We start from the raw sequence: 14,418 nt of genomic DNA, 5'->3' as shown, positions 1-14,418 counted from the left end.
CCGGCGTACCCGCGGCGAGGGCGGCGGCCGTCCTGACCGCGGCCCCAACCACCGCGGCAGACCCATGGCCCTGACACGTTGTGCGGTGCGGCTCCTGCCGTTCGCGTCCGCGGCCTCAGGGCAGGCGTTGCTCCACCCAGACGATCTTGCCGTCCTGCGTGTAGCGGGTTCCCCACCGGTCGGAGCAGCGTGCCACCAGGAGCAGTCCGCGGCCGCCCTCGTCGGTGTTGCGTGCGTGTCGCAGCCGCGGAGACGTGCTGCTGCCGTCGGACACCTCACACGTCAGGACATGGCCGCGGACGAGTCGTAGTGTCACGGGCGGCTTGCCATGCCGGATCGCGTTGGTGACGAGCTCGCTGACGACGAGTTCTGTCGTGAACGCCGCATCGTTCATGTCCCACGACTCGAGCTGTCGCGCGGCGAGGGTCCGGGCCTCGGAGACGACAGCGGGGTCGCTCGCCAGGTCCCACGACGCCACGTGGGACGGGCCCAAGGCGTGTGTGCGGGCGACCAGAAGTGCGGCGTCGTCGCGGGGGTGGGCCGGGACCAGCGCCTTCGTCAGCGTGGTGCAGATCGCCTGCACGGAACCGGCGGTACCGGCGAGTTGGGCGATCAGGCGCTCCCGGCCGGCCCCGGGCGGCTCATGTTGGTGCTCCTGTTCCTGGTCCTGGTCGTGCTCCTGCTCCTGTTCCTGTTGCAGGAGCCCTGGGGTGTACAGCATGAACGTGGAATTCTCGGGAAGCTCGAATTCCTCACTGCCGAAGGGCGCGCCGAGGGAGCGCAGGGTGTCGCCGAGCGGACGGTCCATGGTCCTCACCGTGCCGTCGGGGTGCAGCACAACGGGCCAGGGGTGGCCGGCGCTGGAGACCGAGCAGCGCCGCGACACCGGATCGTAGATCAGATAGAGGCATGTGGCGCTGGAGTCCGGGCCGTGCGTGGTCGTTGCGGCGTCCGGCACCGGCCGTGGTCGGCCGTTGTTCTCCTCCAAGCCGTCGGCGGTCCCGGGCGGGCCTACCGAGTCGGCGAGGCGGGCCAGCAGTTCGTCCGGCTCCAGGTCCAGTTCCGACAGTGTGTGCACGGCGGCTCGCAGGCGTCCTGCCGCGGCCGCCGGCTGGATGCCGCGCCCGGGTACCCGGCCGGCCACGAGTGCCACGCGGGCCCCGGAGAGCGGCAGGACGTCGACCCAGTCCCCGCCGGATCCCGCGTGCACGTATGTGTGCGCCACCTCCAGCGCCTGGTCCGAGGGGAGTACGGCTGGGCCCAGGATGTGCTGCAACGCGACCAGGGAGTTGTGCTCGCGCAGATGGCGACGGGCGTTGTCCAGGCATGCGGCCGTGCGTCGCGCGAGTTCGCCGGCCAGGGTCAGATCGCCGGGCTCGAACGGCCTCTGGTCGCCCCAGCGGCAGAGCGTGGCGAGCCCGAGGGTACGGTCCTGGGTGACCAGGGGCATGACCATCAGCGAATGGACCTCTTCGCCAGCCGGCGTCCACAGGCACCGCAACATCGGCTCTCCTTCGGGGCCCTGCGGGTCGACGAGCCGCGGTGCGAGGCCGGCGAGGGCCCCGGCGGTGGACACCGGTGGAAGGTCACCGTCCTGGTCGGTTCCGGTCCCCGGAGCCTGGTCGTTCCGGGACCGGGAGGCCGCCCGGCGCAGCACCGCGCCGGGTCGTACCGGTCCGGGCTCGACGTCCTCGCCGGCAAGCACGGCCTGCACCACGTCGACCGCGATGCTGTCGGCGAGTACCGGCACCGACACCTCCGCCAGGCCCCGGGCGGTGTCCAGCGCGTCGAGCGTGGACCCGATCCGGTCGCTGGCCCGGGCGAGTACGGTCAGCCGCTCCTGGGCCAGATGGAGGTCGGTGACGTCGACCGTGGCGTCCGCCAGGCCGAGGATCCGGCCCTGGGCGTCTTCCAGACGGAAGACGGAAGTCGAGTACACGTGGTCGTGGTGGGGGTCGCCCGGCGGGCGCATCCGCTTCTCGACGCCGATCGCCGGCTGTCCTGTCGCCAGCACCCGTGCCATCACCCGCTCCACCTTCGCAGCGGCGAAGCCGGGCCAGACTTCCCTGGGACGCCTGCCGGCGGCCTCCTCGACCGAGGTGCCCTGCATGCCCTCGGCCGCGACGTTGAAGCGGATGACCCGCAACTGAGGATCAAGGAGGTACAAACCCGTGGGAGAGAGGGTGAACAGCGTCTCGAGAAGCGCCCGTTCGAGTTCGTCGGGCCGGCCCTGTTCCTCGGGCTGGACGGGCGAGATTGCCACGGCCAAGCGCGTGCCGGCGTCACCCGCGTGATCGGGGGTCACCGTCAGTCGGCAGGTGAGCAGGCCGCCGTCGCGGCGCCGCAACACGACGGCGGGGCCGTCACCGGCGGCCGCCGAGACCCCGGCGGCCAGGGCGCCCAGCAGGTCTGCTGCCGAACGTCCCAGCGCCTCCTCGCCCGGATAGCCGAGCAGCGCCTCGGCCTGCGAATCCCACTCGACGACCCTGCCCCGCCGGTCGATCACGACATGGGCCTGCTGTCGCGCCCCGGGCTCGTCCGGCGAGCCGCTTCGGTCGGTCACGTGGCATGGATGCATAGTGATCAACTCCCACTGGCCCCGGGCGTTGCACGCATCCCAGTGTCCCCCGCGCAGCGCGATGCCGACACCGGAGCCGCCGCCTGCGACCTGGGCTGAGGGAAGAATTGCCGGCCGCCGCCGATTACCGGGTGCGCTCAGTGCGGTCGTCGTACTCTTCGCGGGCGGTGATGACTTCTTCGATGTGCAGCACGGACCACTCCGTGAGCGCCTTCAGCGGTTCCCGCAGCGTCTGGCCGAGCGCGGTCAGTTCGTACTCCACGTGCGGCGGCACCTCTGGGTAGACGGTCCGGCTGACCAGCCCGTCGCGTTCGAGGGTGCGCAGCGTCTGGGTGAGCATCTTCTCGCTCACGCCCGCCAGCGCCTGCCGGAGATGGCCGAACCGGGAGGTCCCGTTCCGGCCGAGTTCGCCCAGCACGAGGACCGCCCACTTGCTGCCGATCTGGTCGAGCAGGTCCCGCGACGGGCAGCCGCGCTCGTACGGATCGAATGACGGTATGGGCCCGGTCACGTTCTCGACAGCAGCCATACGGCTCACCTCAATGCTTTCGCTCAGGTAAGTACCGTACCAACAGGTGGCTACTCCCTAAAAGAGAGTGCCCAGGTCATTGTGTGTTCCATCCCGCCGCGGACGGACCGCGGCAGGCGTGCGAGGTGCGCGGAAGGAAGGAATGACCATCATGTCGATCGTCGTCACCGGAGCCACCGGCCAACTGGGCAGGCTCACCGTCGAGGCACTGCTGCGGCGCGGGCTCCCGGCCGCGGACATCATCGCGACCGGCCGGGACATCACCAGGATCAAGGACCTGGCCGACCGAGGCATCACGGTACGCCGCGCCGACTTCGCGGACACCGACGGCCTGGCCGAGGCATTCGCAGGGGCGGACAGGCTGCTGCTGATCTCGGCCTCGGTCCCCGTGGGCGAGCGGGTCGCCAACCACCGCCGCGTGATCGACGCCGCAGCGTCCGCAGGCGTGTCGCTAGTGGCGTACACGAGCACGACGCACGCGGACACGGCCACCACCGTCATCGGTGCCACGCACGGCGAGACCGAGGAGTATCTGCGGGACCGCGGAATCCACAGCGTGATGCTGCGCAACGGCTGGTACCTCGAGAACTACACCAGCCAACTGCCGCAGATCCTGCAGAACGGCGCCGTCGTCGGCGCCGCAGGCGAGGGGCGGATCAGCGCCGCGTCCCGCGCCGACTACGCCGACGCCGCAGCGGTCGTCCTCACCACCGAAGGCCACACCGGCGCCGTGTACGAGCTCGGCGGCGACGAATCCTTCACCCTGACTGAGCTCGCCGCCGCGATCTCCGCTGCGTCCGGAAAGCAGGTTACCTACGCCGACCTCCCGGTGACCGACTTCGCCCAGGTACTGGCCACTGCGGGCCTACCCGCCGAGCTGGCGGAGGTCCTCGCTGACGCTGACCGCGGCATGAAGCGCGGCGAGATGTACACCGATTCCGGCGACTTGCGCCGCCTGATCGGCCGCCCGCCCGTGACCCTGGCCGAGGCACTCGCGGTCGCCCTGCATCAGTAGCCTGGTCGTTCCTTCTCCGCGGCAGCTGCGAGATGGCGGCGTCAGATGTCGGCAGCCGTGAGGTGGGGTGTGTGCAGCGCATCGCTGCAGAGCCGCATCTCACGAGCTGCCCGGTCGAGGTGCTGCCAGAAGGCGAGCGGCAGGTCAAGGTCGTCACTGAGACCGTCGAAGGCGAGTTCCAGCTCGTTGTGCTCCAGGAACTCAAGCGTTGCTGAGAGGTCGACGCTCGGCAGGCCCATCAGGCGGGCCCGAGCGGCGTCGAGGTGGCCGCGGGTCCGGTTCCAACTGGCCTGAAGTGCCTCGCGATCAAGGGTCTTCACGTCAGCGTCGTCGGTGCTGTTCGCATGGTCGCGCGGCTCTCGCCGGTCGCCCGCCCCAGCGGATGCCCTCCTCACTACGGATGCGGGCGCGCTCGTCCGGGCGGGAATCAAACGCGGCCTCCGGACGCTGGGCACCGGGTGAAGAAAATCGGATTCCTCTCCTTCGGTCACTGGTCGCCCAGCGAGCATTCCCAGGCCCGGTCGGCCGCGGACGTCCTGCACCAGTCCATCGACCTCGCGGTCGCCGCCGAAGAGCTCGGCGTGGACGGCGCGTACTTCCGGGTGCACCACTTCGCCCGGCAGGCGGCCAGCCCGTTCCCGCTGCTCGCGGCGATCGGTGCACGGACCTCGGAGATCGAGATCGGCACCGGCGTGATCGACATGCGCTACGAGAACCCGCTGTACATGGCCGAGGACGCGGGCGCCGCCGATCTCATATCGGCCGGACGCCTGCAACTGGGCGTCAGCCGCGGCTCACCGGAACAGGTGATCGATGGTTGGCGCCTGTTCGGCCACAACCCCGCGCCGGGCGAGACGGACGCCGACATGGCCCGCCGCCACACCGAGGCATTCCTCAAGGTCCTCGGCGGCGAGGGTTTCGCCCAACCCAACCCGCGGCCGATGTTCCCCAACCCACCCGGGCTGCTGCGGATCGAACCGCACTCCGAAGGGCTGCGCGACCGGATCTGGTGGGGCTCCGGGTCGAACGCGACCGCCGTGTGGGCCGCCGAGCTGGGGATGAACCTGCAGAGCTCGACGCTGAAGGACGACGAGACGGGCGAGCCGCTGCACGTCCAGCAGCGCAAGCAGATCGAGGCGTACCGCGAGGCGTACCGGAAGGCGGGCCACACTCGGCAGCCACGGGTGTCGGTCAGCCGCAGCATCTTCGCCCTGACCGACGACCTCGACCGGGCCTACTTCGGCCGCGACCGCAACTCCCGGGACCAGGTCGGCATGCTCGACGACACGACCCGGGCCGTCTTCGGACGCTCCTACGCCGCGGAGCCGGAGGAACTGGTGAAGCTGCTGCGGGACGACGAGGCGATCCAGGCCGCGGACACCCTGCTGCTGACCATCCCGAACCAGCTCGGGGTCGACTACAACGCCCATCTACTGGAGAGCATCCTCACCCACGTGGCACCGGAACTCGGCTGGCGCTGAGCATGGGTCGACGGGCGGCCGCGACCGACAGGCCGCCCGTCCGGGCGGGCCGCCGGCTGCCCGCCGCGGCCGGCGGATCGCGAGGCTGCCTCGCCGGCCCCGTGGTCAGCCCGCCGCGGCCGGCCGCCAGAACGCCCCGGGGACGACGAGCGGGCTGCTGGTGACCGAGTCCGGCACGACCAACGAGCTCAGTCCGAGGACATCGCGGACCAGCTCCGCCGTCACGATCTCGCGCGGCGCCCCTGCGCGACGATCCGCTCCGCCTCCATGGCGAGAGGTGGTCGGCGTAGCGGGCCGCCTGGTTGAGGTCGTGGAGCACCGCCCCGCAGCTGGTGCGGGCCGCCAGCGAGCGCGGCGTGGCCGACCTGATCAACACCTCGTCGAGCGCCGCGCAGAACCTCTACCCGGCCTTCGCCGTCCAGCCGTGGGGAGCTGGTGCCTTTTGCTGCGCTCAGAGATGTGGCCTGTCGACATTGGCACCAACTAGGTACCATGCGGTGCATGCCATCACTGAACGTGTCCTTCTCCGACGAGGAAATGGAAGGCGTCCGCGCGGCCGCCGCTGCGGAGGGCAAGAGCCTGAAGGCGTACCTTCACGATCTGGGCGTGCGCGAGATGCACCGCAAGCGGTTCGTCGCCGGCGCCGCCGTGTGGGCTGACAGGCTGCGGGGTGAGTTCGACGAGGCGTTCCCCGAGGAGATCCCGCCCTCGGAGCGTGGGGTCACGGCCGCCTGATGGTTCTGCACATCGACGTCTCCTGGCTGCTCGACGTCCAGGAGGCCGCCCTGGGGCATGAGGACGTCTCGGTCACTGACTACTCCGCGCTGGTGGCGGCCGTAGCGCGGCACAAGACGCGGATGCCGACCCTTGAGGCCTCCGATCCGGATGCGGCCTGGCGTGCGGCCGCTCTCCTGCACACCCTGGTGCGCCTTGAGCCGCTGCCACATCGCAACAGCCTTTTTGCCGCTTTTGTCGCCGCCCAGTACATGGTCCAGTCCGGTGAGGGCATCGACCCGCCTTATGGCGCATTGTCCGATCTCGTTCGAAAGGTTCGAGACACAAGGTTGAGTGTGTACGCCGTCGCCGAGGCACTGCGGTCCTGGAGGATCTGAGCCGCACCACCGGACGCCGACCTGATGCCGCCGGGACCTTCCTGCCCGTGCCCGCGGTGTCCGAGGGCGCCGCCGCAGACCGCTTGGTCACGCGGCGGCGGCCGTGCTGCGCTGCGACGGCGGGAGCAGCAGGACCTCCAGCGCCCCCGCGCACGCCCGCGCCTGTTCGAGGAACCACTCGACACGGTCACCGGCGATGAGGTCGGGAGTGCCCCGCACAGCGAGCGCGCACCGCGCCGACCCCAGGTTGTCGAGGACAGGCACGGCGACGGTGCGCACGCCCAGGGCGGACTCGCCGTCGTTGAGGGCGTACCGCTGCGCACGCACCCGCTCCAGTTCCTCGGCCAGCCGCTCCCGGTCGACGATCGTGCGGTCGGTGAACGCGCGCAACGGCGGCAGCGACTGCGTCCCCGCCTCTCCCGGGCGTGGCCACGCCAGCAGAACCTTGCCCAGCGCGGTGGAGTGCAGCGGGCGGCGCAGACCCACCTTCGGGGTGACCGAGCCGCCGGCCACGATCACCGCGTGCGGACCGCTGCGCAGCGCCAGGTCGGCGGTCGCGCCGGTGCGCCGGGCCAGGTCGGCGAGTTCGGGCGACGCCAGGTGCAGCCCGCGCTGGTGGTAGGAGAGCCGCCCGAGTTCGGTCACGGCGGGACCGAGCCGGTAGCGGGCGGTACGCGGGTCCTGTTCCAGGAACCCGGCGCCGAGCAGGGTGCGGGCCAGCCGGTGCGCCGTGGACGTGGACAGACCAAGCCTGCGGGAGATCTCCGAGGCGCTGAGGTCGGGGGCGTTGTCGTGGAAGCAGTGCAGCACGTCCAGGGCCCGTCGCACCGCCTGGGCCCCGGCGACCGGAGTCTGCACCACGATCGCGTACCCCTTCCCCTCATCGGCTTCCCCTCGCCCGCCCGGGCCTCGGCGCGGGCGATACGAGCCCGGTCACGGGCCCCTCAGGTCGCTTCGAGATTCCCACATGGCGGCAAGCCGGAGGGCCCCTCACTCCCTGCTGAAACAGTCTGTTCACGCTCGCTCCCACATCATGGGAAGCAACTTGCCGCCCGCTCGCGGCGCATGCCAGGCTGCCGTCACGCCGCCGGAACGGGTCCGGCGCGAGTTGTCGGAAGGGGCGTAGCGATGCACGCCGTGGCCACGCCTCCGCTGACGCTGCGCCGCCACGTCGACCTCGGCCGCGTCGCCAGCGCCATCTGTCGCTGACCGGCACCGCGAGGTCCCCGCGGCCGTCCGCGGTTGCCCCTCGCGGCCCCGCTGCCCCGCACCGCCGCACAGCCACCCCGTGACGTCGGCCATCGGCGTGGTCGCGGCGCACCCCGCCGCTCGTCCCTCCATGCCAGGCCGCTCGGGACAGCCGCCGCGCCGGACGTCGGCATGCCCCGCACCAGACCGACGACACCTCCGTGCCTCACCGCACGGTGGGGTTCCGCTCGCCGCGACAGCCGCTGTGCTGCCCGCCGCCAGACGCGCCACCCGGCAGCCGGCGGGCGAAGCGCCCCGCACAGCACCCACCTCCCTCTCGCCGTCCCAGCGGTGAGCAGCCCTCCGGGGAAGGAACTCATGACGCACCCACCCCTGCCCGAGACCCTGTGGTTCACCCGTTGTCCTGTGCCCACCGCGACCGGTATCGCCGCCGACCGGCGGTGGCTGGCCGAGGAGTTCGCGCCGGAGGGGATCACCGTGCGGTCCCTTCAGGACACCGAGGCCGCCGTCGGCGCGGACATCCGCGGCACCCACTACACCCACGAACTGCCGGCGCTGTTCCGGGAGGGCGGCAACGTGCCCGCCCTGTGGGCCCGTTCACGCGGTGCCGAGACCCGGTTGATCGGCCTGACCTGGATCGAGGAACGCCAAGTGATCCTGGTCCGGCCCGGATCCGGGATCCGGGGCGCCGCCGCCCTGCGCGGGCTGCGGCCGGCCCTGCCCCGGCACTCACTGCCCATCGACTTCTGGCGGGCCATGGCGCTGCGCGGCTTCGAGGGCGCGCTCGCCTCCGCCGGACTCGACCTCGACGACACCCGGCCGGTCGACGTGCCCGCCGACGGCCACACCGGGCAGTGGCAGGCCGAACTGGCCGCGCTGGCCCGCGGTGACGTCGACGCCGTGTACGTCAAGGGCGCCGTCGCCGTCGAGGCGGCGCGTCGGGCCGGTGCCGAGGTCGCCGTCGAACTCGACGGACTGCCCGACCGCCGCCACCGCGTGAACAACGGCACCCCGCGCCCCATCACCGTCCACCAGCGGCTGCTCGACGAACACCCCGACCTGGTCGACCGGTTCCTCGGGGTGCTGCTGCGCGCCGCCGACTGGGCGGCCGAGCAGCCGGACGAGGTCGCCCGCATCCTGGGCGCCGAAACCGGGGCCGGCGCCGAGGGCGTGCGCGGCGCCTACCGCCCCGGCACGCACCGCACCCTGCACCCCGACCTCTCCGCCGAACGTCTCTCCCTGCTGGCCCTCCAGGAAACGGCGCTGCGCGGGCACGGCTTCCTGGCCGAACCCGTCGACGTCCACGCCTGGGCCGACCCGGAACCCCTGCGCCGAGCCCGCCGCCGGCTCGCCGAGCCCACGTCCCGACCCCGCTCACTCCACCCGTAGGACTTCCATGCGCACCTCCAGATTCCTCCCAGCCGCCCTCGCCACCGTCACCGCGCTCGCCGCCCTGACCGCCTGCGGCACCTCGCAGGCCGACACCGGCCCGGCCTCCACCGCCACGGTCACCGTCCGCATCCCCGACCCCGGCAACTCCGGTGTGCTCGCCGTCGGCAAGAAGGACGGCTCGCTCGCCAAGGCCCTGGCCAAGGTGCACGCCAAGGTCGCCTGGACCGGCAGCGCGGGCCCGTTCGCGCCGGCCGCGCAGGCCCTCACCGCCGGCCAGCTGGACATCGCCACCGGTTCCATCACCTCCGGCATCACCTCACTGGCGCAGAACCCCGGCTTCAAGTTCTTCACCGCCACCGCACCCGACGGCGCCGGCGAGGGCATCCTGGTCAAGAACGGCTCCTCGATCGCGTCCGTCAAGGACCTGATCGGCAAGAAGGTCGCCGTCAACCAGGGCGGGACCGGTGAGTACCTGCTGCTCAAGGCCCTGGAGAAGGCGGACGTCCCCGAGGACAAGGTCGAACGGGTCTATCTGCGGCCCGACCAGACGGCGGCCGTCTTCAACAGCGGCAAGGTCGATGCCTGGGCGGTGTGGGCGACGTACTCCGTGGCCGAACTCGGCACCGGCAAGGCGCACTTCCTCACCGACGGCGCGGCCATCGGCTCGGACAACTACAGCCTGAACGCCGTGCGCACCGCCTTCGCGGACAAGCACCCCGAGGTGGTCAAGGCGCTCTACGCCTACCTGCACGAGGGCAGCGTCAAGGAGAAGCAGGACCCGGCCGCCTACCTGAACGTCAACACCGGCGCCGGCCCCCAGGCCCTCACCGGCGAGGCGAAGCGCGTACAGAGCGAGTTCACCGCGAAGGGCGGGACCGTCGAGCCGATCACCGACGCCGACATCAGGCGGTTCGAGGCCGTCGCCCGCTTCTACGCCGAGCACGAGGTCACGCGCACCGAGGTCGACGTCGCCGCCCATCTCATCGACGTCACCGAGCTGTCATGACCGCCGTTCACGACATCCCGGCCGCGCCGGCCCAGAAGCGGGAGCTGGTGACGCCCCGGCCCGTCGCACGCCGCCCACGGCCGCGCCGGTTCAGGACGGCCGTACGCGCCCTCGGGCCGCTCGCGCTGCTCGTGCTCTGGTGGGCCGCCTCGGCGACCGGCGCCCTCACCCCGGACGTGCTCGCCTCGCCCGCCGACGTGGTCCGCGCGGTCGGCGAGCTGTGGGGCAACGGCCAGCTGCCCGACGCGCTCGGAGCCTCCCTGACCCGCTCCGGCCTCGGCCTGCTGCTCGGTCTCGCCGTCGGCCTCACGGCCGGCGTCGTCACCGGCTTCACCCGCCTCGGCGACGAACTGCTCGACTCCACCATGCAGACCCTGCGGACCGTTCCCTTCCTGTCCCTCGTCCCGCTGTTCATGGTGTGGTTCGGCATCAACGAGATCGCCAAGATCCTGCTGATCGCCGTCGCCACCACCTTCCCGATGTACGTCTCCACCTCCAGCGGCGTCCGCGGCACCGACGCCCGGCTGGTGGAGGCCATGCGCAGCTTCGGCATGAGCCGGTTCGCGATCGTCCGCGAGGTCGTCCTGCCCGGAGCGCTGCCCTCGCTGCTCGCCGGGCTGCGGCTGTCGATGACGCTCAGCGTGATCGCGCTGATCGCCGCCGAGGAGATCAACGCCACCGCCGGCATCGGCTACCTGATGGCCCAGGCGCAGAGCTACGCCCGTACGGACGTCCTCGCGGTGTGCATCCTCGTCTACGGCCTGCTCGGCCTGCTCGCCGACGCGCTCGTCCGCCTGCTCGAACGAGTGCTGATGCCGTGGCGGAGGGCGGAGCGATGACCACCGCGGCCGGCCCGACGGCCACCACCGCCGTCCAAGTCCGCTCCCTCGTCAAGACCTTCGCCGACCGGACCGTCCTCGACGGCCTCGATCTCACCATCGGGTCCGGCGAGTTCGTCGCCCTGCTCGGCGCGAGCGGCAGCGGCAAGACCACCCTGCTGAGGATCCTCGGCGCCCTCGACGGCGCCGACGCGGGCGAGGTGCTGGTGCCCGAGACCCGCACCATCGTCTTCCAGGAACCGCGGCTGATCCCGTCCAAGCGGGTGCTGGCCAACGTCATCGTCGCCCTGCGGAGGACCGACCCGGACCGGGGGCGCCGCGCCCTCGCAGAGGTCGGCCTGGAGAGTCACGCCCGCGCCTGGCCCGCCACCCTCTCCGGCGGCGAGGCCCAGCGTGTGGCGCTCGCCCGGGCCCTGGTCCGCGAGCCGGAACTCCTTCTCCTGGACGAGCCGTTCGCCGCCCTGGACGCCCTGACCCGGCTGCGCATGCAGGATCTGGTCAGCGAGCTGTGCCGGGTCCACCGGCCCGCCGTGCTGCTCGTCACCCACGACGTGGACGAGGCCGTACGGCTCGCCGACCGCGTCTGCGTCCTGCGGGAGGGCCGGCTCGTCACGGACGAGACCGTCGACGTCCCGCGTCCGCGCGATCCCGGCGACCCGGCCTTCACCGCCCTGCGCCGCCGCCTGCTGACCGACCTGGGCGTGCCGCCCGCCACCACCACACCACCGGAGCGTTCCGCATGACCGTCACCATCGGCGTCCACAACAGCAACCCCACTCTCTACTACCTCTCCCGCCTCGACCACGCCGCCGAGGAACTCGCCAAGGTGGGGGAGACCGTCGTCTTCCACCCCTACACGGACGGCGTGCGCACCGGACGGCTGCTCTCCGAGGGCGTGATCGACTTCGGCGGCACCGGCTCCACCCCGCCGGTCACCGCCCAGGCCGCCGGCCACGACATCGTCTACGTCGCCGTCTCCGCCCCGCGCCCCGACCACGGCGCCCTCCTCGTCACCGAGGACAGCCCCGCGCGGACGGTCGCCGACCTCAAGGGCGGCACCGTGCACCTGGCCATCGGCTCCTGGCAGACCCACCTCGTCGCCAAGGCCCTCGACGACACCGGACTGTCCTACGCCGAGGACATCACCCCCGTACGCGGCGGCGAGGACAGCGAGAGGCTACTGCGCCAGGGCGCCGTCGCCGCCTGGGTCGCCCAAGGCCCGCAGCTGGCGGCGGCCTTGCGCACCGGAGGCGTACGGATCCTGGTCCGCACCGGCGACGTCATCACCGACCGCTCCGTGTTCTTCACCCGGCGGGACCTGGCCGAGAAGCGGCCCGAGGTTATCGAGGCGCTGGTCCGTGCCCTCGGCCGGGCCGACGCCTGGGCGAAGGCCCACCCGCGCGAGGCCGCCGCGATCGCCGCCGACCACCAGGGCGGCACGGTCGACGACTGGGAGACCGCCCTGCGTGCCCTGCCCTGGAGCATCGAGGACGTCAGCGACGCGTTCCTCGCCGAACAGCAGCAGGCCGCCGACGTCTTCGTCCGCACCGGCTTCATCGAGCGGCCGGTCACGGTCGCCGACGCGGTCGCCCGACGAGACTGAGGGAAGACCGCACATGGCCTCGGAAGTCCTCTGGTACATCATCCCGCGCGAGGGCGCCTATCCCTGGGAGCCCGACGGGCGGCGCCCGGTCGACCTCGGCTACCTGCAGCAGCTCGCCGGCACCGTGGAACGGCTCGGCTTCAGCGGGGCGCTGCTCGCGACCGACCTGTACGACGTGTGGCCGCTGGGCAGCGCCCTCGCCGCCGCCACCAGCGCCCGCTTCCAGCCGCTGCTGGCCGTCCACCCCGGCCTTATCGCCCCGACCCTGCTCGCCAAGATGGCGCTCACCTTCGACACCCTCTTCGGCCCCCGCCTGCGCTTCAACGTCGTCAACGGCTCGACGAAGGCGCTGCGCGAGTACGGCCTGAACGTGGAGCACGACGAGCGCTATGAACTGAGCGCCGAGTACTGGTCGATCGTCAAGCGGCTCACTGCCGGCGAGGTCTTCGACCACAAGGGCCGCTTCTACGATCTGAAGAACGCCGGCGGCTCCTTCGGCGACCTCGGGCCCGTGCGGCGCCCGCACGTCCCGCTGTGGTTCGGCGGCTCCTCCGCGCCGGGCATCGAGATGGCCGCCGAGCACGTGGACGTCTACCTCACCTGGGGCGAGCCGCCGCACCTGCTGAAGGAGAAGCTGGACCGGGTGCGCGAACGCGCGGCGGCCCACGGCCGCACCCTGCGCATCGGTCTGCGCCTGCACCTGATCGTCCGCGACACCGAGGAGGAGGCGTGGGCGGCGGCCGACCGGCTGCTCGACGTCACCAGCGAGGCGACGTACGCCCGGCAGCTCGGCGACCGCGCCGGGGAGGACGGCGTCGGCTGGCAGCGGCAGTTCCGCCAGCACGGCGGCCGGGTACCGGCCAGGGCCCGCGAGCTGGAGATCCACCCGAACCTGTGGCCGGGCATGAGCCTGTTCCGGCCGGGCCCCGGCACCGCGGTGGTCGGCTCCACCGCCCAGGTGGTGCAGCGCCTCAAGGAGTACGAGGACCTGGGCGTCGACACCTTCATCCTGTCCGCCAACCCACTGCTGGAGGAGGCCTACCGGGTGGCGGAGACCATCCTGCCTGCGCTGGGCGTCCGCACCTGATCCGGACCAGTGTGCCCGGACCGGCCCCCGCCGGTCCGGGCGCCGCGGTCACCGCACCGTCGGCCCCAGCAGCGCCATCCGCAGTCCGCAGGCGCTCACGCTGGTCCGGATCGCCACGTGCGACTTGGTCGTCTGCCCCAGCGTCATGCCGAACGACGCCTTCACCGACCAGAGACCGGCGTGGTTCAGGTAGTTGAGGCCGAGCGATCCGGCACGGACGGCGGCCACGAGCACCGAGGTGTGCAGCCTCGACCCGAGCGCGGCGAGCGGTGCGAGCATGCCCGTCGCGGCCACGATCCCGACCGCACCGGAGCCCGTGGAGAGGAACAGCAACAGCGCCGGCGGCCGGCCCAGCACGAGCACGAGCACGTCGATGTGCAGCCCCGACGGCGGACCCCACCGCCTGCCCTATTGGCCCAGGATGAACAGCGCGAGCAGGTAGCCGGCGAACATGGCGATCACCGAACCAGCTGCGCGGGCTCGGTTTCGAGGTGATCGAGGTCGAGAGGCGAGATCACATCGGTGGCCGCGGGCGGCGGTGCAGAAGCCTCCGACCCGACCGGGCAC

16 protein-coding genes and 1 pseudogene are annotated in these 14,418 nt (G+C 72.0%); 11 read left to right on the top strand and 6 right to left on the bottom strand.

Translation table 11 applies throughout. The annotated features are described in order from the left end of the window. Nucleotides 1–115: 115 nt before the first annotated feature. Nucleotides 116–2,563: a SpoIIE family protein phosphatase gene (locus BZY54_RS23285; RefSeq protein WP_244217297.1), complete on the bottom strand. Its 2,448-nt coding sequence runs from the start codon at nt 2,561–2,563 to the stop codon at nt 116–118. A 139-nt stretch (nt 2,564–2,702) separates the two neighbouring features. Beyond that, entirely contained in the window at nt 2,703–3,107 is a 405-nt protein-coding gene (locus BZY54_RS23280) for a winged helix-turn-helix transcriptional regulator (RefSeq protein WP_086727274.1), read from the bottom strand. A 142-nt stretch (nt 3,108–3,249) separates the two neighbouring features. Between BZY54_RS23280 and BZY54_RS23275 the strand changes: the two genes are divergently transcribed. Then, entirely contained in the window at nt 3,250–4,122 is an 873-nt protein-coding gene (locus tag BZY54_RS23275; RefSeq protein WP_086727273.1) for an SDR family oxidoreductase, read from the top strand. 41 nt (nt 4,123–4,163) lie between these two features. Here the strand turns inward: BZY54_RS23275 and BZY54_RS23270 are convergent, their stop codons facing one another. Next, nucleotides 4,164–4,442, bottom strand: coding sequence for a hypothetical protein (locus tag BZY54_RS23270; protein ID WP_086727290.1), 279 nt, complete (start codon nt 4,440–4,442; stop codon nt 4,164–4,166). A gap of 138 nt (nt 4,443–4,580) precedes the next feature. Here BZY54_RS23270 and BZY54_RS23265 point away from each other — a divergent pair, with 138 nt between their 5' ends. Beyond that, nucleotides 4,581–5,603, top strand: a complete 1,023-nt coding sequence (locus BZY54_RS23265; protein ID WP_086727272.1) for an LLM class flavin-dependent oxidoreductase — start codon at nt 4,581–4,583, stop codon at nt 5,601–5,603. A gap of 105 nt (nt 5,604–5,708) precedes the next feature. On the opposite strand, the pseudogene BZY54_RS53460 reads toward BZY54_RS23265, so the two are convergent. Continuing rightward, nucleotides 5,709–5,922: pseudogene (locus BZY54_RS53460) on the bottom strand (cobalamin/Fe(3+)-siderophore ABC transporter ATP-binding protein); the annotation flags it as partial. A 182-nt stretch (nt 5,923–6,104) separates the two neighbouring features. On the opposite strand from BZY54_RS53460, the gene BZY54_RS23255 reads away from it, so the two are divergent. Next, on the top strand, nt 6,105–6,338 hold the full coding sequence (locus BZY54_RS23255; protein ID WP_167414049.1) for a hypothetical protein: 234 nt from the start codon (nt 6,105–6,107) through the stop codon (nt 6,336–6,338). Beyond that, nucleotides 6,338–6,715, top strand: a complete 378-nt coding sequence (locus tag BZY54_RS23250; RefSeq protein ID WP_086727270.1) for a toxin Doc — start codon at nt 6,338–6,340, stop codon at nt 6,713–6,715. Before BZY54_RS23255 ends, BZY54_RS23250 begins: the two co-directional genes overlap by 1 nt. An 87-nt stretch (nt 6,716–6,802) precedes the next feature. On the opposite strand, the gene BZY54_RS23245 is transcribed toward BZY54_RS23250, so the two are convergent. Beyond that, nucleotides 6,803–7,576 carry an IclR family transcriptional regulator gene (locus BZY54_RS23245; protein WP_244217296.1) on the bottom strand — a complete coding sequence of 258 codons (774 nt, stop codon included), beginning with the start codon at nt 7,574–7,576 and terminating at the stop codon, nt 6,803–6,805. 204 nt (nt 7,577–7,780) lie between these two features. Between BZY54_RS23245 and BZY54_RS55510 the strand changes: the two genes are divergently transcribed. The 7 genes from BZY54_RS55510 (at nt 7,781) to BZY54_RS23215 (ending at nt 13,851) form a co-directional block, all read left to right on the top strand. Beyond that, nucleotides 7,781–7,924: a putative leader peptide gene (locus BZY54_RS55510; RefSeq protein WP_425276304.1), complete on the top strand. Its 144-nt coding sequence runs from the start codon at nt 7,781–7,783 to the stop codon at nt 7,922–7,924. Between the two features lie 357 nt (nt 7,925–8,281). Then, complete coding sequence (locus tag BZY54_RS23240) at nt 8,282–9,313, top strand: ABC transporter substrate-binding protein (protein ID WP_086727268.1); 1,032 nt, start codon at nt 8,282–8,284, stop codon at nt 9,311–9,313. Nucleotides 9,314–9,320: 7 nt separating this feature from the next. Beyond that, the gene (locus tag BZY54_RS23235) at nt 9,321–10,322 is read left to right on the top strand and encodes an NrtA/SsuA/CpmA family ABC transporter substrate-binding protein (protein ID WP_086727267.1); all 1,002 of its coding nucleotides are present in this window, start codon (nt 9,321–9,323) and stop codon (nt 10,320–10,322) included. Next, nucleotides 10,319–11,161 carry an ABC transporter permease gene (locus BZY54_RS23230; RefSeq protein WP_086727266.1) on the top strand — a complete coding sequence of 281 codons (843 nt, stop codon included), beginning with the start codon at nt 10,319–10,321 and terminating at the stop codon, nt 11,159–11,161. The genes BZY54_RS23235 and BZY54_RS23230 overlap by 4 nt, the downstream gene beginning before the upstream one ends. Beyond that, nucleotides 11,158–11,904, top strand: a complete 747-nt coding sequence (locus BZY54_RS23225; protein ID WP_086727289.1) for an ABC transporter ATP-binding protein — start codon at nt 11,158–11,160, stop codon at nt 11,902–11,904. The genes BZY54_RS23230 and BZY54_RS23225 overlap by 4 nt, the downstream gene beginning before the upstream one ends. Continuing rightward, nucleotides 11,901–12,764 carry an ABC transporter substrate-binding protein gene (locus BZY54_RS23220; protein WP_086727265.1) on the top strand — a complete coding sequence of 288 codons (864 nt, stop codon included), beginning with the start codon at nt 11,901–11,903 and terminating at the stop codon, nt 12,762–12,764. The genes BZY54_RS23225 and BZY54_RS23220 overlap by 4 nt, the downstream gene beginning before the upstream one ends. Before the next feature lie 13 nt (nt 12,765–12,777). Further along, nucleotides 12,778–13,851, top strand: a complete 1,074-nt coding sequence (locus tag BZY54_RS23215; protein WP_086727264.1) for an LLM class flavin-dependent oxidoreductase — start codon at nt 12,778–12,780, stop codon at nt 13,849–13,851. Between the two features lie 48 nt (nt 13,852–13,899). Here the strand turns inward: BZY54_RS23215 and BZY54_RS23210 are convergent, their stop codons facing one another. After that, nucleotides 13,900–14,220 (bottom strand): GntP family permease, encoded by a 321-nt coding sequence (locus tag BZY54_RS23210; protein WP_244217295.1) that lies wholly within the window; start codon nt 14,218–14,220, stop codon nt 13,900–13,902. Nucleotides 14,221–14,418: the final 198 nt, after the last annotated feature.

It is taken from the genome of Streptomyces carpinensis (genome assembly GCF_002154505.1).
In the GTDB taxonomy this organism is placed as follows: domain Bacteria; phylum Actinomycetota; class Actinomycetes; order Streptomycetales; family Streptomycetaceae; genus Streptomyces; species Streptomyces carpinensis.
The sequence above is the reverse complement of the archived record's forward strand: the minus strand, read 5'-3'. Positions and strand labels throughout refer to the sequence as shown.

Excerpts from the sequence above, each read along its gene's own strand:
- BZY54_RS23280 (WP_086727274.1), bottom strand. The coding sequence starts at position 3,107 with ATGGCTGCTGTCGAGAACGTGACCGGGCCCATACCGTCATTCGATCCG.
- BZY54_RS23275 (WP_086727273.1), top strand. The coding sequence starts at position 3,250 with ATGACCATCATGTCGATCGTCGTCACCGGAGCCACCGGCCAACTGGGC.
- BZY54_RS23255 (WP_167414049.1), top strand. The coding sequence starts at position 6,105 with ATGCCATCACTGAACGTGTCCTTCTCCGACGAGGAAATGGAAGGCGTC.
- BZY54_RS23250 (WP_086727270.1), top strand. The coding sequence starts at position 6,338 with ATGGTTCTGCACATCGACGTCTCCTGGCTGCTCGACGTCCAGGAGGCC.
- BZY54_RS55510 (WP_425276304.1), top strand. The coding sequence starts at position 7,781 with ATGCCAGGCTGCCGTCACGCCGCCGGAACGGGTCCGGCGCGAGTTGTC.
- BZY54_RS23240 (WP_086727268.1), top strand. The coding sequence starts at position 8,282 with ATGACGCACCCACCCCTGCCCGAGACCCTGTGGTTCACCCGTTGTCCT.
- BZY54_RS23235 (WP_086727267.1), top strand. The coding sequence starts at position 9,321 with ATGCGCACCTCCAGATTCCTCCCAGCCGCCCTCGCCACCGTCACCGCG.
- BZY54_RS23230 (WP_086727266.1), top strand. The coding sequence starts at position 10,319 with ATGACCGCCGTTCACGACATCCCGGCCGCGCCGGCCCAGAAGCGGGAG.
- BZY54_RS23225 (WP_086727289.1), top strand. The coding sequence starts at position 11,158 with ATGACCACCGCGGCCGGCCCGACGGCCACCACCGCCGTCCAAGTCCGC.
- BZY54_RS23220 (WP_086727265.1), top strand. The coding sequence starts at position 11,901 with ATGACCGTCACCATCGGCGTCCACAACAGCAACCCCACTCTCTACTAC.
- BZY54_RS23215 (WP_086727264.1), top strand. The coding sequence starts at position 12,778 with ATGGCCTCGGAAGTCCTCTGGTACATCATCCCGCGCGAGGGCGCCTAT.